The organism is Mesorhizobium sp. WSM4307 (assembly GCF_007003945.1).
In the GTDB taxonomy this organism is placed as follows: domain Bacteria; phylum Pseudomonadota; class Alphaproteobacteria; order Rhizobiales; family Rhizobiaceae; genus Mesorhizobium.
Genome location: NZ_VFTB01000015.1, coordinates 124,544 through 142,766, shown reverse-complemented (window position 1 = coordinate 142,766; position 18,223 = coordinate 124,544). Strand labels below are relative to the sequence as shown.

Sequence of the window (18,223 nt, the reverse complement as noted above, 5' to 3'; positions counted from 1 at the left end):
CGTCAATGAGGAGAAAACATGTCGCAACTGCTCCATCCAGTCTCCCGCCGCGGTTTCCTCGCCGGCGCCGCAGCCACAGGGGCGCTGATCGTGCTTCATCCCTTCTCCGCCCGCGCTCAAGCCAACCAGGCGCATCTTCGGATCATGGAGACCACCGACATCCACGTGAACGTGCTGCCTTATGATTACTACGCCGACAAAGCCAACGACACGATGGGTCTCTCGCGCACGGCGTCGCTGATCGACGCGGTGCGCAAGGAAGCCGTCAATTCGATGCTGATCGACAATGGCGACCTGCTGCAAGGCAACCCGATGGGCGACTACATCGCCTACGAGAAGGGCCTGAAGGACGGCGATCTGCATCCGATCATGAAAGGCATGAACCTGCTGGGCTACGAGTGCTCGACGCTCGGCAACCACGAGTTCAACTACGGCCTCTCCTTCCTGGACAAGGTGCTGGCGGGCGCCAATTTCCCCTTCGTCTGCGCCAATCTGATCCGCGGCACCGAGCTTGCCGCCAACCCGCGCGACGACAAGCTCTATCTCAAGCCCTATGTGATCCTCGACAAGAAGATCAAGGACGGTTCGGGCGCCGAACAGCCGATCAGGATCGGCATCATCGGCTTCGTGCCGCCACAGATCATGGTCTGGGATCTCAAGAATCTCGAAGGCAACGTCAAGACGCGAGACATCGTCGAGGCGGCCAAGGCCTGGGTGCCTCAGATGAAGGAAGAGGGCGCCGACATCGTCATCGCGCTCTCGCATTCCGGCATCGACGTGAAGCAGGGCGACATGATGGAGAACGCCTCGTTCTTCGTTGCCGGCGTCGATGGCATCGATGCCGTGTTCACCGGCCACCAGCATCTGGTGTTCCCCGGCAAGAAGGACTTCCAGTCGCTCGAAGGCGTCGACACGCAGAAAGGCACGCTGCAGGGCAAGCCCGCTGTGATGGGCGGTTTCTGGGGCTCGCATATGGGTCTGATCGACCTGATGCTGGAGCGTGACGGATCGAAATGGAAGGTTGTCTCCGCGACCTCCGAAGCGCGGCCGATCTTCGAGCGCGTCGACAACAAGAACAAGCCGACTGTCCCCGACGACAAGCGCATCATCGCCGCCCTCGAACAGGACCACCAGGCGACATTGACCTATGTGCGCCGTCCGGTCGGCAAGACCTCCGCGCCGCTCTATTCCTATTTCGCGCTGGTCGCCGACGATCCGTCGGTGCAGGTCGTCAGCCAGGCGCAGACCTGGTACTTGAAGGATATTCTCAAAAGTACGCAGTGGAAGGACGTGCCGCTGCTGTCGGCCGCTGCTCCCTTCAAGGCGGGCGGGCGCAACGGCGCCGACTACTATACCGACGTGCCGGCCGGCGACATCGCCATCAAGAACGTCGCCGACCTCTATCTCTACCCGAACACCGTGCGGGCCGTGGAGATCACGGGGGCCCAGGTGAAGGAATGGCTGGAGATGTCGGCCGGCATTTTCAACAGGATAGAGGTGGGGAAGGCCGACCAGGCTCTCATAAACACCGATTTCCCATCCTACAATTTCGATGTCATCGATGGCGTCTCCTACAAGATCGATCTCGCGCAGCCGCCGAAATATGACACCAAGGGCGGAGTGGCAAATGCCGGCGCCAATCGCATCGTCGACTTGATGTTCGCCGGCAAACCAATTGATTCCAATCAGAAATTCGTCGTTGCGACCAACAATTACCGTGCCGGCGGCGGCGGCAATTTCCCCGACATCAATGCCTCGAAGATCATCTACGAGGCGCCGGACACCAACCGCGACGTCATCGTTCGCTACATTGTGAGCCAGGGCACGATCAACCCGTCGGCCGACGGCAACTGGTCGTTCGCACCACTGCCGGGAACCAGCGTCGTGTTCGAGACAGGCGTAAAGGCAAAGGATTTCATTGCCGATGTGAAGGCGCTGAAGATCGAACCGGCGGGCGAGGGCGAAGCAGGGTTTGCGAAATATCGCATCCTTCTTTGAGGGATCGGCGATCCCTTGGAGACAGGCCCACGCCATACAAGCGTGGGCCTGGTCGCGAAACGGCGGCTTCCGTTGCGGGGTATCGGCGTCTGCCGCAGGCAAATGATACCGACGCGTGTAAAGCCTACGCCTTGTAGACCACCTGCCGCACGTCGATGTAGCTGGCGCGGAAACCGGCTTCGCAATAGTGCAGGTAGAACTCCCAGAGCTTCTTGAAGCGGTCGTCGAAGCCGAGAGGCACGATCTTCTCCCAGGATCCCCAGAAGCGGTTGCGCCATTCGGCGAGCGTGCGCGCATAGTCGTTGGGAAACACGCGCTCACACAGATGCGCGAGGCCATGGTCCTTGCCGAGCGCCTTCAGGATCGACGGTGTTGGCAGCATGCCGCCCGGGAACACATAGCGCTGGATGAAATCCGGCCTGGCGCGATAGGTGTCGTAGGAGGCCTCGTTGATGGTGATGATCTGCAGGCCCGCGGTGCCGCCGGGCCTCAGGCAGGACTTCATCTTCGAGAAGAACACCGGCCAGTATTTCTCGCCGACCGCTTCGAACATCTCGATCGAGGCGATTCGGTCGTAAGTCCCTGTTTCGTCGCGGTAATCCTGCAACTTGATGTCGACCTTGTCGGCAAGCCCGGCCTTGGCGATGCGTGCCTTGGCGAAATCGTGCTGTTCGCGGCTGATCGTCAGCCCGGTTACGCGGCAGCCGATTTCGCGTGCCGCGAATTCGGCAAAACCGCCCCAGCCGCAGCCGATCTCCAGCACATGGTCCTTTCCGCCGATACCCGTGTCCCTGGCCAGCGCCCGATATTTGGCGGCCTGGGCGCTCTCCAGGTCGTTGGCGCCATTCGCGTAGAGCGCCGAGGAATAGGTCATGCTCGGATCGAGCCACTCCTTGTAGAAGGCGTTGCCGAGATCGTAATGCGCCGAGATGTTGCGCTTCGAACCGGTGCGTGTGTTCTCGTTGAACCAGTGGCGGATGCGCTGGACGGTGTTGATGAGCCAGCTGGCGCCGCCAGCGACGCGTTCGCCGATCGCCGAATTGACCACGAACAATTCCAGGAAGCTGGTGACGTCGGGGCTTTCCCAATCGCCGTCCATGTAGGATTCGGCAACGCCGATCGTACCGCCGGAAAAGGCGCGGCCTGGCAGGCGCCAGTTCTTGAGCACCAGCTCGGCGTCCGGGCCGGGCCCCTTGCCGCCAACCAGAACGGCGCGGCCATCCGGCATCCTGACCTTGAGCGAACCGCGCGGCAGGTTCATTGCCGCCGACAGCACCATGCGCGCCTTGGCGGGCAGGCCCTTGACGATCTCGGCGAAATTGAACTCGTCGAGCCTGACCGCTTCGCCCGGCGCTACGCTTTGATGGTCCCCGTCTGCCATTTCACGCCCCTGGATTTCCGTGGTGCCGGCGCAAAATGCCGGGTCACGGTTCTCTTGGATCATTCGCCAGGTTCGAAAGCCTTGCCTGTCCAGGTAGCTCCCAGTGCTTCCCAGTGAATGCCTGCCACAATCTTCCACGTGATGAGGGGGAACTTCAAGAGGCAGGCCACTGGCTGGGCTGTGCCACGTGGCGTCTGGCATCGGCGCCTTGCGTCAAGTTGCTGCTGTCCACGATCCAAAACGTCTATGGCCGTCGCAGCGCATGTGCGATAGCTTTAGCCATGCGTTATGTAATCGTCATTGCGGCAATCGCGTTTTTCCTGATCTGGGACGGTCTCTACAACCAGGGCCGGTATCTCGACATCTCGGTCAGGGAGCTCAACCACGTCGTGCGTTACGTGACCGGCAAGGCCTGAATTTCCCTCCCGAAGAGCGCAGCCTGGCGCGTCGCACGACGTGCCCGGCGCCGCGGGATTGGCACCCGCATCGTTTGGGGCGCGTCGCAAGGACGCGTGGCGCCATGAACGGTTGACGCGACGAAACCGCCGTCACAAAAGACCCCGGCATTCAGATCGAGGAGGCGGGATTGATCCGGCATATCGTTTTCTTCAGCGCGCGGCGCAAGGAGGATGTGGAGGCGGTGCGCACCGGCCTGCTGGCACTCGGCAAAATTCCGCATTCCAGTTTCTTCGAGGTCACTTTGAACACCAAGGTCGACCCGCTGTCGGATGAAATTGATGTCGTCGTCTACGCCGAGTTCGCCGACGACGCGGCGCTGGCCGCCTACAAGGCGCATCCGCTCTATGCGCAGACCACAGCCAAGGTCAAACCGTTACGCGAACTGCGCTATTCCGCCGATGTCGTCGCCGGCAGCTGATCCCGGGCGCGGTTCTGGATCTCGACAAGTGCCTGCGGCCGCCGACCGGAAACGGCCTTGAACCGCGCTCCCGAATGATGCACACCGCGCCCGATGACCGACAGACCAACCACCGGCACGCATCCGCTTGACCATCTCGTTCTGCCGACGCAGAACCTCGAGGTGGCGCGAGCCCGGCTCACTGCGCTGGGCTTCGTCGTTGCGCCGACCGGTGTCCATCCCTTTGGAACGGTAAACTGCTGCGTCTTCCTCGCCGACGGCACCTATCTGGAGCCGCTCGCGATTGGCGATGAGCAGGCAGCGATCGATGCGACGGCCGCCGGCAACGTCTTCGTCGCGCGCGATCGCCTCTATCGCGACAGCCGTGGCGATGAGGGGTTTTCGGCTGTGGTCCTGGCGACCGACAATGCCGATGCCGACCATGCACGCTTTGTCGGCGCCGGTCTGTCGGCGGGAGACATTCTGAGCTTTTCGCGCGCTTTCGCCGATACGTTGGGCAAGAGCGATATCGCATCGTTCAAGCTCGCCTTTGCTGCGACCCGCGGAGCAACCGACGCGTTCCTGTTTGCCTGTCAGCGGATCAATGCGCCTGACTTGGACCGTACGGCTTTGCAGGCCCACGCCAATGGCGCCACCGGCATTTTGGAGGTGGTGGCGATCAGCGACCAGCCCGCCGAACAGCATAGGCTGGTGTCCATCGCGGCGAACGATCCTGCTGCCAGCGGCGAGGGCGGGACGTTTTTCCTGCCAAACGCAACCTTGAGCGTGCTCGACTCCAAATTCTTCACCGCTCGCTTTGGCATTCCGGCGGGTTCGTCCACAAAGCTGCGCTTCGCCGCGATCGTCTTTGCTGTCCGCAGCATCGATGCCACGTCGAGCCTGCTTGCAGCCGATGCTGTCCAGCACGATATAGCGGGCACTGATATTGTCGTGCGGCCGGCATCCGGACAGGGCGCGGCTTTCATCTTCCGGGAGATACAATGAACAAGCCCCAAGTGCCCAATTCGATGGCACCCAATTCGTCGGTAACGGTCGGTAATGTCGTGTTCGACAACAAGGCGGCTTTGGCGCTGATCGCCGGCCCATGCCAGTTCGAGTCGCGCCAGCATGCCTTCGACATGGCCGGCGCGCTGAAGGAACTGACTGCCAAGCTCGGCATCGGCCTCGTCTACAAGACCAGCTACGACAAGGCCAACCGCACCTCGCTGTCGGCAACGCGCGGCGCCGGCATGGACGCCGCACTTCCGGTCTTCGACGAGTTGCGCAAGGAATTTTCGCTCCCCGTGCTGACCGATGTCCACACCGAGGAACAGTGCGCGATCGTCGCGCCGCATGTCGATGTGCTGCAGATCCCAGCCTTTCTGTCGCGCCAGACTGACATGCTGGTCGCCGCCGCGAAAACGGGCAAGGTCATCAACGTGAAGAAGGGGCAGTTCCTCGCGCCCTGGGATATGAAGAATGTGGTCGCCAAGATCACCGGTTCCGGCAACGCCAATGTGCTCACCACCGAGCGTGGCGCGTCCTTCGGCTACAACACGCTGGTGTCTGACATGCGCGCGCTGCCTGTCATGGCCGAGATCGGCGCGCCGGTGATCTTCGACGCCACGCATTCGGTCCAGCAGCCAGGCGGGCAGGGCGGCTCGTCCGGTGGCGAGCGCCGCTTTGTCGAGACGCTGGCCCGTGCGGCCGTAGCCGTCGGTGTCGCCGGCGTCTTCATCGAGACCCATCAGGATCCTGACAATTCGACCTCTTCCGATGGGCCCAACATGCTGCCGCTGAAGGATATGCCGGCCCTCCTGGAAAGGCTGATGGCTTTCGACCGGATCGCGAAGGGCCGCTGAGCCTGCGCTTCCTGCCGTGCTTGTGGTCGGGAGGGGCCGGTTGTACGCTTGGCCGGCAAATGAGCGTGTTGCCAGGAGGAAGCCATGTCCGTCGCCCGCGTCACCGAAATCACCTCGTCGTCGAAGAAGAGCTTTCAGGACGCCATCGAGAAGGGAATCGGCCGCGCTGCGAAAACCCTGAAGAACGTGGAAGGCGCCTGGATCCAGGATCAGAAGATCGTCGTCGAGGACGGCAAGATCGTTGCCTATCGCGTCAACATGAAGGTGACTTTCATCCTCGCGGAGTGATTGGCCGACGCCGAAAAAGTCGGGAACTTTCACCCGCGCCCCTCATTGTCAAAGCAGAGTTCAACGACAACGGAGCAGATTATGACAACACAGACAGGCCACACCGAAGCCATAGCCGCTTCGCGCGTCATCGGCACGTCGGTCTACAATACTGAAGGCAGGAGCATCGGCAGCATCGAGGACATCATGCTCGACAAGACGTCGAACGGCATCATGTTCGCGGTGATCGGCTTTGGCGGTTTTCTCGGCATCGGCGAGAAGTACCACGCCATTCCCTGGGCCAGCCTCGACTACGACGAGAACAGGGGCGGTTATGTCGTGCCCTTCTCGAAGGAGCAGCTGAAAGCAGCACCCGCCTATTCGATCAACGAATTGGCCGGCGCGGATGGCGAGGCGGCGCGAGACGCATCCTATGAATATTACAAGGTCACGCCCTACTGGCACTGATGCAGCCACGATCAAAAAGGGCCCCGTCTCGACGGGGTCCTTTTTTATTCAACGCGAACGCCTATTCGCTGGTGCTCAACGCCGACAAAGGCGCAAGGGCCTTTGGCGGCGATTGCTGTGTGTCGCACGACGTCAGCAACGCCGCCGCGATCAGGAACAAACTCACGATACCGCTCAACTCGGACATGGCGAAACTCCTCCTGTTTCGCCCCGCGCGACAACAGCCATAACCCGAAATGGATGTCCGGGCGCATGACTTATGATGACAGAAATTTGCGCTTCGTGAATCGGGCTGGTGGCACTATTCGGCCATGGCCGGATTGCCTTTTGCGTCGCTTTGGCTAAGACGGGCGCGACCTTTCGTCAGATCAATCGGGGACATCGCAATGACCGCCATCATCGACATTGTCGGACGTGAAATCCTGGACAGCCGTGGAAACCCGACCGTCGAGGTCGATGTCGTACTCGAAGACGGTTCGATGGGCCGCGCCGCGGTGCCGTCGGGCGCCTCGACCGGCGCCCATGAAGCCGTCGAGCTTCGCGACGGCGGCGCCCGCTATCTCGGCAAGGGCGTGCTCAAGGCCGTAGAGGCGGTCAATGGCGAGCTGTTCGAGGCGATCGGCGGCATGGAAGCCGAGAACCAGATCCATATCGACCAGACCATGATCGAGCTCGACGGCACGCCCAACAAGAGCCGGCTCGGCGCCAATGCCATTCTCGGCGTTTCGCTGGCGGTGGCGAAGGCTGCTGCCGACGCGGCCGGCCTGCCGCTCTATCGCTATGTCGGCGGCACCAAGGCGCATATCCTGCCTGTGCCGATGATGAACATCATCAATGGCGGCGCTCATGCCGACAACCCGATCGACTTCCAGGAATTCATGATCCTGCCGGTCGGCGCGCCGACTTTGCGCGAAGGCGTGCGCTGGGGCTCGGAAATCTTCCACACACTGCGCAAGAAGCTGAAGGATGCCGGCCACAACACCAATGTCGGCGACGAGGGCGGCTTTGCCCCGAACCTGAAGAGCGCGCCGGTGGCGCTCGATTTCATCATGGAATCGATCGAGAAGGCCGGCTTCAAGCCGGGCGAGGAAATCGCGCTCGGCCTCGATTGCGCCGCCACCGAGTTCTTCAAGGACGGCAATTACGTCTATGACGGCGAGAAGAAGACGCGCGATCCCAAGGCCCAGGCCAAGTACCTCGCCAAGCTCGCCGCCGACTATCCGATCATCTCGATCGAGGACGGCCTTGCCGAGGACGACTGGGAAGGATGGAAGTATCTGACCGACCTGATCGGCAAGAAGACGCAGCTGGTCGGCGACGACCTCTTCGTCACCAACACGGCGCGTCTACGCGACGGCATCCGGATGGGCGTTGCCAATTCGATCCTGGTCAAGGTCAACCAGATCGGCTCGCTGACGGAAACGCTCGATGCCGTCGAGACCGCGCACAAGGCCGGCTACACCGCTGTCATGTCGCACCGTTCGGGCGAAACCGAGGATTCGACCATTGCCGATCTCGCCGTCGCCACCAATTGCGGGCAGATCAAGACCGGTTCGCTCTCGCGCTCCGACCGCATGGCCAAATACAACCAACTGATCCGCATCGAGGAAGAGCTTGGCAAGCAGGCGAGTTACGCCGGCAAGTCGGTATTGAAGGCCTGATCCGGGCCAAATTCCAGGGAATGTGTAGGGCGGGTCATTCGCTGCCGCCAACGCGCGTCACACGGCCTCGTGTGACGCGCTGCGCACCCTCGGTCCTGGCCCCATGAGCAAGCTTTGGGCGACATGCACTGCCGAGCTCGAACTGGAACGCTTCTGCTGCGGCGGGAAGCGCTCAAGCGCTTTCCGTGCGATGCACGCCTAGCGCCAACGAGAGGTCTGCAGTGATTTTCTGCATCATATCCGGCGAGTCTCGCTCGACACCGTAGACGAAGCCTGGGAAATCGAGCGGTTTCTGGTGAGACCAGATCGCTTCATGCTGGTCCGGAGGCAGAATCTGAGCTGGATTGCCGACGGCAATCCAGCCGATCGGTACGACCGTACCAGGTTCGAGGCGGGTACGCAGGTGAACGATGCCATTGATGCGGACTTCCGATCCGCGGCCTACGTGCGCACCATGGAACACCGCCGCGCCTGTAGCGACAAAAACGTCATCGCCGATTTCCGCGCCAACCACGTGGCTGTTAGGGCCTACAAGGCAATGGTTCCCCATGGTGCAAGGATGACTCGCTGTGGCCCGGATCACTGCATTTTCCAACACGATACAGTCGCGGCCAATGCGAATTGAGCCGCCAGCCTCCGCCACAAGGCGGGCGCCGTGCATGATCCGGCTGCCAGCGCCAATGACGACATCGCCACATACTGTGGCATCCGGGGCGACCCAAGCATCGGTGTCGATCGCAGGCGAATGCCCTGCATAAGAAACGATCATCGCTCGCTCTCCTCTCTCTCGATCTCAGCCGCGCGGCAGCCGATCGGGCAAATCTCATGCCCGCAAAGGTCATGCTCGCAGAGGCGACACGTTGTTCTCGCGAAAGCGCGGGAAGTCGTCGCGCCGGCAAGGATCTCGTCCAGCATGGAAGCAAAGTGCCGCCGCTTGTCCGGCTGCAGCGCAGACAGCAATCCGTCGAGCGCGGCGAGCCGAAGAGCTTGCATTTCCCTTACCTGGTCGTGGCCAGTCTCCGTCAGCGACAGCGGAGTGACGCGACCCACCGGGCTGCCACGCACTATCAGCGCCTGCCGTTCCAGGCCGTCGATCAAACGCACGGCTGTCGGTTGACTGACGCCGACGACCTCGGCGAGTTCTGTCGTCGTCAACCCGGGTTTGAAATGCAGCATCGACAGCACCGCCGCAGCACTTGGTGAAAGCTCTCTCAACGAGGCTTCCGTCCTGTCGCGAATCATGGCGCCGAGCGCGCCGAGTTTGTTGGCGTCCAATAATTGCATAGCGTATGCATATGTTATTTCGGCAGAACGTCAACCGCTTTTCCGCATGCAAGCTGCACGACTGCAAAGGATTGAAAAAAACGACGGCCGGATGCAACTTGCCGGGCCAGGTCATGCCCCGCTCGCCAAACCCCACGGCACGTAACCGTCCGTTAAGCACAATCGGGCGAAAAAGATGCGAGCCGCATGAGTTCGCGGCGGCGGGGATTCGGATCATGTGGACGCGTCAGCACAAGCAGAGAAATACCGGCCGGCTGATCATCCCCTCGCTTTGCGTGGTGTTTCTCGCCTATTTCGGCTTCCATGCCTATCACGGCGAGTTCGGCATCAATTCGAAATATCAGCTGGAAGCCCAGACCGTTGCTCTGCAGGCTCAGCTTGATGCGATCAAGGCGCGCCGGATGGAACTCGAACGGCGCGTTCGGCTGATGCATGACGGCACGCTGGAGAAGGACATGCTTGACGAACAGGCGCGCAGGGCGCTCAATCTGTCCCAGGCCGATGAAATCACCATCATGCTGCCGCCCTCGTCGAAATAACTGAATTTCAGTTAATCGGCAATATTTTCAATGATTTTAATCGCTTAGGCGCATGCCAGCTATGCAAATTCGTCATGGCGCAACGCTCTAACGCGTGTTAGCCTTGCATAAATCGGTGGGGAGAGCTGATCTTCCCAGGGCGGATTTCATCCTGCCCTAATGTCCGCAAAGAGACGCCAACAGGGAGTGATGCATGGCCACCGCAGCCAGAAAAGCGCCTGCCAAATCCAAATCCGAAGCCAAATCAGGGCTTTCCGCGCCCAAGCCTGCTGAATTCACCAAGGATGAGGAGCTTGCCGCGTATCGGCACATGCTGCTCATCCGCCGCTTCGAGGAAAAGGCCGGCCAGCTCTACGGCATGGGCTTCATCGGCGGCTTCTGCCATCTCTATATCGGCCAGGAAGCTGTCGTCACCGGCATGAAGATGGCGCTGATTGATGGCGACCAGATGATCACGGCCTATCGTGACCACGGCCACATGCTGGCCATGGAGCTTTCCCCGCGCGGCGTCATGGCCGAACTGACCGGACGCCGTGGCGGCCTATCCAGGGGCAAGGGCGGCTCGATGCACATGTTCTCCAAGGAAAAGCATTTTTACGGCGGCCACGGCATTGTCGGCGCGCAGGTGTCGCTCGGCACGGGCTTGGCGTTCGCCAACCGCTACCGCGACAACAACAACGTTTCGCTGACCTATTTCGGCGACGGCGCCGCCAACCAGGGCCAAGTCTATGAAAGCTTCAACATGGCCTCGCTGTGGAAGCTGCCGGTGATCTACATCATCGAGAACAATCGCTACGCCATGGGCACCTCGGTGTCGCGCTCGTCGGCCGAAACCAATTTTTCGCATCGTGGCGCCTCGTTCAAGATTCCCGGCATTCAGGTCGACGGCATGGATGTGCGCGCGGTCAAATCCGCCGGCGATCAGGCGACCGAATGGTGCCGCGGCGGCAACGGGCCGATCATTCTCGAAATGCAGACCTATCGCTATCGTGGTCACTCGATGTCCGACCCGGCGAAATACCGCTCGAAGGAAGAAGTGCAGAAGATGCGCTCCCAGCATGACCCGATCGAACAGGTCAAGGCGCGGTTGACCGAGAAGAAATGGGCGACCGAGGACGAACTCAAGGCCATCGACAAGGAGGTTCGCGACATCGTCGCCGACGCCGCCGAATTTGCCCAGAACGATGCGGAGCCGGATCCGTCCGAGCTCTGGACCGATATCGTATTGTAAGGGAGGGCCAGGACATGCCGATCGAAATTCTCATGCCCGCGCTCTCGCCGACCATGGAAGAGGGCAATCTTTCCAAGTGGTTGAAGAACGAGGGCGACAAGGTCGTCGCCGGCGACGTCATCGCCGAGATCGAGACCGACAAGGCGACGATGGAAGTCGAAGCCGTCGACGAAGGCACGCTTGCCAAGATCGTGGTTCCCGCCGGCACCGAAGGCGTCAAGGTCAACGCGGTGATCGCCGTGCTTGCGGTTGACGGCGAAGACACCGACAAGGCCGGCGAAGGTATTGGCGAAGAGCCCGCCAAGGCTGAAACGGCTGCGCCGGCGCCAACTGCGGCGAAGAACGAGGCCGCGGCACCTGTCGCGGCGGCGCCGAAGACCGAGATTGCCGCTGACCCGGATGTCCCCGCGGGCACCGAGATGGTCTCGACCACGGTGCGCGAAGCACTGCGCGATGCCATGGCCGAGGAAATGCGCCGCGACGGCGATGTCTTCGTCATGGGCGAGGAGGTCGCCGAATACCAGGGCGCCTACAAGATCACCCAAGGGTTGCTGCAGGAGTTCGGGCCGCGTCGCGTCGTCGACACGCCGATTACCGAGCATGGGTTTGCAGGCGTCGGCGTCGGTGCGGCGATGGCCGGGTTGAAGCCGATCGTCGAGTTCATGACCTTCAACTTCGCCATGCAGGCGATCGATCAGATCATCAATTCGGCCGCCAAGACGCTCTACATGTCCGGCGGCCAGATGGGCGCGCCGATCGTGTTCCGCGGACCGAACGGGGCTGCTGCCCGCGTCGCCGCCCAGCACTCGCAGTGTTACGCCGCGTGGTACAGCCACATTCCTGGCCTGAAGGTGGTGATGCCGTATACGGCCGCCGACGCCAAGGGTCTGCTCAAGGCAGCCATCCGCGACCCGAACCCGGTCATCTTCCTCGAGAACGAAATCCTCTACGGCCAATCCTTCGACGTGCCGAAGCTTGATGATTTCGTGCTGCCGATCGGCAAGGCCCGCATCCACAAGCAAGGCAAGGATGTCACCATCGTTTCCTTCGGCATCGGCATGACCTACGCGGTCAAGGCCGAAGCCGAACTGCGCGGCATGGGCATCGACGCCGAGATCATCGATCTGCGCACCGTCCGCCCGCTCGACCTCGACACCATCATCGCTTCGGTCAAGAAGACCAACCGGCTTGTCGTGGTCGAAGAAGGCTATCCGCAGAGCTCGGTCGGCGACCATATCGCCAACCAGGTGTCGCAGCGCGCCTTCGATTTTCTCGACGCACCGGTCATCACCATTGCCGGCAAGGATGTGCCGATGCCTTATGCGGCCAACCTCGAAAAGCTGGCCTTGCCGAATGTCGGCGAGGTCATCGAGGCAGTCAAAGCCGTCACGTATCGCTGAACCGGCCGGGAGGACAAAATGCCAATCAACATCACCATGCCGGCGCTCTCGCCCACGATGGAAGAGGGCAATCTGTCGAAGTGGCTGGTCAAGGAAGGCGATAAGGTTTCGCCGGGCGATGTCATCGCCGAGATCGAGACCGACAAGGCGACTATGGAGGTCGAGGCTGTCGACGAGGGCACGGTCGCCAAGCTCGTCGTTCCCGCCGGCACCGAAGGCGTCAAGGTCAACGCGCTGATCGCCGTGCTTGCCGCTGAGGGCGAGGATGCGGGCGCCGCCGCGAAAAGCGGTGGCGGTACCGCACCGGCGAAAGCCGAAGCGCCGAAAGCGGACGCTCCCAAGGCTGAGGCACCAAAGGCTGAGGCACCAAAGGCTGAACCTGCTGCCGCAGCCGCTCCGAAGGCAGAGCCGGCTCCGGTCGCCAATGGCCATGCGACTGGCGAGCGCACCTTCGCATCGCCGCTCGCACGCCGTATCGCCAAGGAAGCCGGCGTCGATGTGTCAGCCGTGACCGGCACCGGCCCGCATGGCCGCGTGGTGAAGGCCGATGTCGATGCCGCGATTGCCGGTGGCGGGGCCAGGGCTGAGCCCGCCGCCAAGGCTCCTGCCGGTGCACCTGCCGCCGCTGCTCCGGCGGTGAAAGCGATGTCGGACGACCAGGTGCTGAAGCTGTTTGAACCCGGCTCCTACGAACTCGTCCCGCACGACAACATGCGCAAGACCATTGCGCGTCGCCTGGTCGAGGCCAAGTCCACCATCCCGCATTTCTACCTCACGCTCGACTGCGAACTCGATGCGTTGCTGGCATTGCGCACGCAGATCAATGCGGCCGCACCAATGAAAAAGACCGAGAAGGGTGACGTGCCTGCCTACAAGCTGTCGGTCAACGACATGGTCATCAAGGCGATGGCGATGGCGCTGAAGGCGGTGCCGGATGCCAATGCGTCATGGACCGAAAGCGCCATGGTCAAGCACAAGCATGCCGATGTCGGCGTTGCCGTGTCGATCCCCGGCGGCCTGATCACGCCGATCATTCGGCATGCGGATGAAAAGACGCTGTCCACCATCTCCAACGAGATGAAGGACCTGGCCAGCCGCGCCCGCAGCCGCAAGCTGAAGCCGGAAGAGTATCAGGGCGGCACGACGGCCGTCTCCAATCTCGGCATGTTCGGCATCAAGGATTTTGCCGCCGTCATCAACCCGCCGCATGCGACGATCCTGGCGGTCGGTGCCGGCGAGGAGCGGGCGGTGGTCAAGAATGGCGAGATCAAAATCGCCACCGTGATGTCGGTGACGCTGTCGACCGACCATCGCGCGGTTGACGGGGCGCTCGGCGCGGAACTGCTCGTCGCCTTCAAGCGGCTGATCGAGAACCCGATGGGCATGCTGGTCTAGGAAAGGAAAAGGCTGTGCGGAAGTTCTTCACCAGCCTTTTCGCCTTTTTCATTTCCTGGTTTGCCGGCGGTCTGACGGCGCTGGGACTGGCCACCGCAACGCAGGCCCGGGAAGAATACATGCTGGTGTTCATGGCGTCCGCGCTTGTCACCATTGTCGTGACGATTGTGTTTTTCGTTGCGAAGTTTTTTTCGAATGCACCCGCGATCATCGACTCGTCGCCGGCCTGGTCTTGCCAAGCTTGGCCACGGTGCTGGTCCACTGGCTGTTCGTACGCTGGCGGTTGGGGCGCGGTTTGATGAATGCACAGGTGAACGCATGAAGACGGTGCTTTGCTACGGCGACTCGCTGACCTGGGGTTACAACGCCGAAGGCGGGCGCCATGCGCTGGAAGACCGCTGGCCAAGCGTCCTGCAGACCGGGCTTGGCAGTGGCGTCCAGGTTATCGCCGACGGACTCAATGGCCGCACCACGGCCTTCGACGACCATCTGGCAGGTGCCGATCGCAACGGCGCGCGGCTGTTGCCGACGGTGCTGACGACGCATGCACCGATCGATCTGATCGTCATCATGCTCGGCGCCAACGACATGAAGCCTTGGATCCACGGCAATCCGGTCGCGGCCAAGCAAGGCATCCAACGGTTGATCGACATCGTGCGCGGTCATGACTATCCGTTCGACTGGCCGGCGCCACAGATACTCATTGTGTCGCCGCCCGTTGTAAGCCGCACCGAAAATGCCGACTTCAGGGACATGTTTGCCGGCGGCGACGAGGCGTCGAAGCAGCTCGCCCCGCAATATGCGGCGCTCGCCGACGAAGTCGGCTGCGGCTTCTTCGATGCCGGCACGGTGGCGCAAACCACACCCCTCGACGGCGTCCATCTCGATGCCGAAAACACGCGAAACATCGGCAAGACGCTGACATCGGTCGTGCGCGTCATGCTGGAATTGTGATTGAAGGAGAAAATCCGTGGCTGAGAACTACGACGTCATCATCATCGGCTCCGGCCCCGGCGGCTATGTCACGGCGGTACGTTCCGCCCAGCTCGGCTTCAAGACGGCCATCGTCGAGCGCGAACATCTCGGCGGCATCTGCCTCAACTGGGGCTGCATTCCGACCAAGGCGCTGCTGCGCTCGGCCGAGATCATGCACTATTCCGACCATCTGAAGGACTATGGCCTGAAGCTCGACGGCAAGGTCAGCGTCGACACCTCGGCCGTCGTTGATCGCTCGCGCAAAGTCTCGCTGCGGCTCAATGGCGGCGTTGCCTTCCTGATGAAGAAGAACAAGGTCGACGTCATTTGGGGCGAAGCCAAGCTGTCGAAACCCGGCGAGGTCGTCGTCTCCAAGACGGCCAAGAAGCCGATGGAACCGCAGCCGCCGGTGCCGAAGGGCGTCAAGGGCGAGGGCACCTACACCGCCAAGCACATCATCCTGGCGACCGGCGCGCGGCCGCGCGCGCTGCCCGGCATCGAGCCGGACGGCAAGCTCATCTGGACCTATTTCGAGGCCATGGTGCCAAAGGAGATGCCGAAATCGCTGCTGGTGATGGGCTCGGGCGCCATCGGCATCGAATTTGCTTCCTTCTACCGCACCATGGGTGCCGAGGTGACGGTGGTCGAGCTGTTGCCGGCGGTGATGCCGGTCGAGGACGCCGAAGTCTCGAAATTCGCGCAAAAACAGTTCGAGAAGCAAGGCATGAAGATCATTCTCGAAGCCAAGGTGACCAAGGTCGAGAAGGGCGCCAACTCGGTCACCGCGCATGTCGAGATGAAGGACGGCAAGGTCGAGAAGATCACCGCCGACCGCATGATCTCGGCCGTCGGCGTCCAGGGCAATATCGAGAATCTCGGCCTTGAAGCGCTCGGCGTGAAGACCGACCGCGGCTGCGTCGTCGTCGACGGCTACGGCAAGACGAACGTACCCGGCATCTACGCCATCGGCGATGTCGCCGGCCCTCCCATGCTTGCCCACAAGGCCGAGCATGAGGGCGTTGTGTGCGTGGAAAAGATCGCCAACTTCCCCGGCGTGCACGCCATCGACAAGCTCAAGATTCCCGGCTGCACCTACTGCAATCCGCAGGTCGCCTCCGTCGGCCTGACGGAAGCCAAGGCCAAGGCCGAAGGCAAGGATATCCGCGTCGGCCGCTTCCAGTTCGCCGCCAACGGCAAGGCGATCGCGCTTGGCGAGGATCAGGGCTTCATCAAGACCATCTTCGACAAGAAGACCGGTCAGCTGCTCGGCGCCCATATGGTCGGCGCCGAGGTGACCGAACTGATCCAGGGCTTTGTCGTCGCGATGAACTTGGAGACGACCGAGGAAGAGCTGATGCACACCATCTTCCCGCATCCGACGCTGTCGGAGATGATGAAGGAGAGCGTGCTCGACGCCTATGGCCGCGCGCTGAACGCATGATAGATTCGCCGCAAGAGACTCAACCGCGAAAGCCGCAGGAGTTCGACGGCAAGGCAGCTCGTTTCCGCATGCATTTTTACGCGCGCAAGGAGAAGGCATATGCACTTGAACGGCGTGGGCTGGATCGCAGCCATCATTATCGGCGGCCTGGCAGGCTGGTTCGCCGAAATGGTCATGAAGAGCAACACTGGCATTTTCATGAACATTATCATGGGCATCGTTGGAGCGATCGTGTTGAACGCCATCCTGCAGGCGCTCAATTTCGGCCCGTTCGGCGTCGGCTGGACCGCCTATCTGATCACCGGCTTCATCGGTGCCTGCCTGCTGATCTGGGTCGGTCGCCTGGTGCGCCGCTAGTCGGTACCGTTCCCGGCTATGCGAAAACGGTTGTAGCGGCATGCGCCGCCGCTGCCTTTTTCTTTGCGCCGAAAAGTCCTAGATGACGATGAAGTGACGATCGCCGACGGGCGGTCGCGAGAAAAGCCAGGGTCCAGATGGTTACTGTCCTCGACACGATCGCCAACGCGCCACGGCTGCGGCACCCCGAGAAGGCGCACAAGCCCGACCAGGAGGTGTTGCGCAAGCCGGACTGGATTCGCGTCAAGGCGCCGGTCTCCAAGGGCTATGCCGAGACACGCGAGATCGTCAAATCGCACAAGCTGGTGACGGTCTGCGAAGAGGCTGGTTGCCCCAACATCGGCGAGTGCTGGGACAAGAAGCACGCCACCTTCATGATCATGGGCGAGATCTGCACGCGCGCCTGCGCCTTCTGCAATGTCGCCACCGGTATTCCGACCGCACTCGACCCCGACGAGCCGGCCCGCGTCGCGCATGCCGTCCGGCAGATGGGGCTGAGCCACGTCGTCATCACCTCCGTCGACCGCGACGATCTTGCCGATGGCGGTGCGCAGCACTTTGCCGATGTCATCCGCGCGATCCGCGCGGCAACGCCGTCGACGACGATCGAAATCCTGACGCCTGATTTCCTGCGCAAGGACGGCGCGCTGGAGATTGTGGTGGCGGCCAAGCCCGACGTCTTCAACCACAATCTCGAAACCGTGCCGTCGAATTATCTGAAGGTTCGGCCGGGTGCCCGCTATTTCCACTCGATCCGGCTGTTGCAACGGGTCAAGGAACTCGATCCGTCGATCTTCACCAAGTCCGGCATCATGGTCGGCCTGGGCGAGGAGCGGAACGAGATCCTGCAGCTGATGGACGATCTGCGCACGGCCAATGTCGACTTCATGACCATCGGCCAGTATCTGCAGCCGTCGAAGAAGCACCATCCGGTGATCCGCTTCATCACGCCCGAAGAGTTCAAGTCCTTCGAGACGATTGGCCGGACCAAGGGTTTCCTGCTGGTGGCATCGAGCCCGCTGACGCGCTCATCGCACCATGCCGGCGACGATTTCGCCCGGCTCCGCGCGGCGCGGGAAGCACAGCTTCAGAAGTCGGTCTAGCGCTG

General features: G+C 61.8%; 21 protein-coding genes. 17 read left to right on the top strand and 4 right to left on the bottom strand.

Annotation, left to right across the window (positions count from 1 at the left end; translation table 11 throughout):
* Window positions 1-18 precede the first annotated feature (18 nt).
* Entirely contained in the window at window positions 19-1,998 is a 1,980-nt protein-coding gene (locus FJV83_RS31080) for a bifunctional 2',3'-cyclic-nucleotide 2'-phosphodiesterase/3'-nucleotidase (RefSeq protein WP_142887233.1), read from the top strand.
* A 124-nt stretch (window positions 1,999-2,122) separates the two neighbouring features.
* Here the strand turns inward: FJV83_RS31080 and FJV83_RS31075 are convergent, their stop codons facing one another.
* A complete protein-coding gene (locus FJV83_RS31075) occupies window positions 2,123-3,379 on the bottom strand; it encodes a cyclopropane-fatty-acyl-phospholipid synthase family protein (RefSeq protein ID WP_095775778.1) in 1,257 nt (418 codons plus the stop codon).
* 281 nt (window positions 3,380-3,660) lie between these two features.
* On the opposite strand from FJV83_RS31075, the gene FJV83_RS37605 reads away from it, so the two are divergent.
* The 6 genes from FJV83_RS37605 (at window position 3,661) to FJV83_RS31050 (ending at window position 6,832) form a co-directional block, all read left to right on the top strand.
* Window positions 3,661-3,795, top strand: a complete 135-nt coding sequence (locus FJV83_RS37605; RefSeq protein ID WP_257784390.1) for a hypothetical protein — start codon at window positions 3,661-3,663, stop codon at window positions 3,793-3,795.
* Window positions 3,796-3,965: 170 nt separating this feature from the next.
* Window positions 3,966-4,256, top strand: coding sequence for a Dabb family protein (locus tag FJV83_RS31070; protein ID WP_095775777.1), 291 nt, complete (start codon window positions 3,966-3,968; stop codon window positions 4,254-4,256).
* A gap of 93 nt (window positions 4,257-4,349) precedes the next feature.
* A complete protein-coding gene (locus FJV83_RS31065) occupies window positions 4,350-5,240 on the top strand; it encodes a VOC family protein (protein WP_142887234.1) in 891 nt (296 codons plus the stop codon).
* Window positions 5,237-6,097 carry a 3-deoxy-8-phosphooctulonate synthase gene (gene kdsA, locus FJV83_RS31060; RefSeq protein ID WP_019858015.1) on the top strand — a complete coding sequence of 287 codons (861 nt, stop codon included), beginning with the start codon at window positions 5,237-5,239 and terminating at the stop codon, window positions 6,095-6,097. Before FJV83_RS31065 ends, kdsA begins: the two co-directional genes overlap by 4 nt.
* A gap of 84 nt (window positions 6,098-6,181) precedes the next feature.
* Window positions 6,182-6,385 (top strand): dodecin family protein, encoded by a 204-nt coding sequence (locus FJV83_RS31055; protein WP_142887235.1) that lies wholly within the window; start codon window positions 6,182-6,184, stop codon window positions 6,383-6,385.
* An 81-nt stretch (window positions 6,386-6,466) separates the two neighbouring features.
* Window positions 6,467-6,832, top strand: a complete 366-nt coding sequence (locus FJV83_RS31050) for a PRC-barrel domain-containing protein (protein WP_032933411.1) — start codon at window positions 6,467-6,469, stop codon at window positions 6,830-6,832.
* A gap of 61 nt (window positions 6,833-6,893) precedes the next feature.
* On the opposite strand, the gene FJV83_RS37600 is transcribed toward FJV83_RS31050, so the two are convergent.
* The gene (locus tag FJV83_RS37600; RefSeq protein WP_095775774.1) at window positions 6,894-7,019 is read right to left on the bottom strand and encodes a hypothetical protein; all 126 of its coding nucleotides are present in this window, start codon (window positions 7,017-7,019) and stop codon (window positions 6,894-6,896) included.
* Window positions 7,020-7,218: 199 nt separating this feature from the next.
* On the opposite strand from FJV83_RS37600, the gene eno reads away from it, so the two are divergent.
* The gene (eno, locus tag FJV83_RS31040; protein WP_142875942.1) at window positions 7,219-8,493 is read left to right on the top strand and encodes a phosphopyruvate hydratase; all 1,275 of its coding nucleotides are present in this window, start codon (window positions 7,219-7,221) and stop codon (window positions 8,491-8,493) included.
* Window positions 8,494-8,665: 172 nt separating this feature from the next.
* On the opposite strand, the gene FJV83_RS31035 is transcribed toward eno, so the two are convergent.
* Both FJV83_RS31035 and FJV83_RS31030 read right to left on the bottom strand, forming a co-directional pair.
* Complete coding sequence (locus tag FJV83_RS31035; protein ID WP_095775772.1) at window positions 8,666-9,262, bottom strand: gamma carbonic anhydrase family protein; 597 nt, start codon at window positions 9,260-9,262, stop codon at window positions 8,666-8,668.
* A complete protein-coding gene (locus FJV83_RS31030; protein ID WP_095793096.1) occupies window positions 9,259-9,777 on the bottom strand; it encodes a MarR family transcriptional regulator in 519 nt (172 codons plus the stop codon). Before FJV83_RS31030 ends, FJV83_RS31035 begins: the two co-directional genes overlap by 4 nt.
* Window positions 9,778-9,992: 215 nt before the next feature.
* Here FJV83_RS31030 and FJV83_RS31025 point away from each other — a divergent pair, with 215 nt between their 5' ends.
* From FJV83_RS31025 to lipA, 9 genes are all read left to right on the top strand, one after another.
* Window positions 9,993-10,316 (top strand): septum formation initiator family protein, encoded by a 324-nt coding sequence (locus FJV83_RS31025; protein WP_142887236.1) that lies wholly within the window; start codon window positions 9,993-9,995, stop codon window positions 10,314-10,316.
* 193 nt (window positions 10,317-10,509) lie between these two features.
* Entirely contained in the window at window positions 10,510-11,547 is a 1,038-nt protein-coding gene (gene pdhA, locus FJV83_RS31020; protein WP_142887237.1) for a pyruvate dehydrogenase (acetyl-transferring) E1 component subunit alpha, read from the top strand.
* A gap of 14 nt (window positions 11,548-11,561) precedes the next feature.
* Window positions 11,562-12,947: a pyruvate dehydrogenase complex E1 component subunit beta gene (locus FJV83_RS31015; RefSeq protein ID WP_095775769.1), complete on the top strand. Its 1,386-nt coding sequence runs from the start codon at window positions 11,562-11,564 to the stop codon at window positions 12,945-12,947.
* An 18-nt stretch (window positions 12,948-12,965) separates the two neighbouring features.
* A complete protein-coding gene (locus FJV83_RS31010) occupies window positions 12,966-14,342 on the top strand; it encodes a pyruvate dehydrogenase complex dihydrolipoamide acetyltransferase (protein ID WP_142887238.1) in 1,377 nt (458 codons plus the stop codon).
* A gap of 14 nt (window positions 14,343-14,356) precedes the next feature.
* The gene (locus FJV83_RS31005) at window positions 14,357-14,641 is read left to right on the top strand and encodes a hypothetical protein (protein WP_246691940.1); all 285 of its coding nucleotides are present in this window, start codon (window positions 14,357-14,359) and stop codon (window positions 14,639-14,641) included.
* Between the two features lie 19 nt (window positions 14,642-14,660).
* Window positions 14,661-15,296 (top strand): SGNH/GDSL hydrolase family protein, encoded by a 636-nt coding sequence (locus FJV83_RS31000; RefSeq protein ID WP_142887239.1) that lies wholly within the window; start codon window positions 14,661-14,663, stop codon window positions 15,294-15,296.
* Window positions 15,297-15,312: 16 nt separating this feature from the next.
* Window positions 15,313-16,758 (top strand): dihydrolipoyl dehydrogenase, encoded by a 1,446-nt coding sequence (gene lpdA, locus FJV83_RS30995; RefSeq protein ID WP_095788723.1) that lies wholly within the window; start codon window positions 15,313-15,315, stop codon window positions 16,756-16,758.
* Between the two features lie 99 nt (window positions 16,759-16,857).
* Window positions 16,858-17,115 carry a GlsB/YeaQ/YmgE family stress response membrane protein gene (locus tag FJV83_RS30990; protein WP_095775765.1) on the top strand — a complete coding sequence of 86 codons (258 nt, stop codon included), beginning with the start codon at window positions 16,858-16,860 and terminating at the stop codon, window positions 17,113-17,115.
* A 137-nt stretch (window positions 17,116-17,252) separates the two neighbouring features.
* On the top strand, window positions 17,253-18,218 hold the full coding sequence (lipA, locus tag FJV83_RS30985; RefSeq protein WP_095793093.1) for a lipoyl synthase: 966 nt from the start codon (window positions 17,253-17,255) through the stop codon (window positions 18,216-18,218).
* Window positions 18,219-18,223 lie beyond the last annotated feature (5 nt).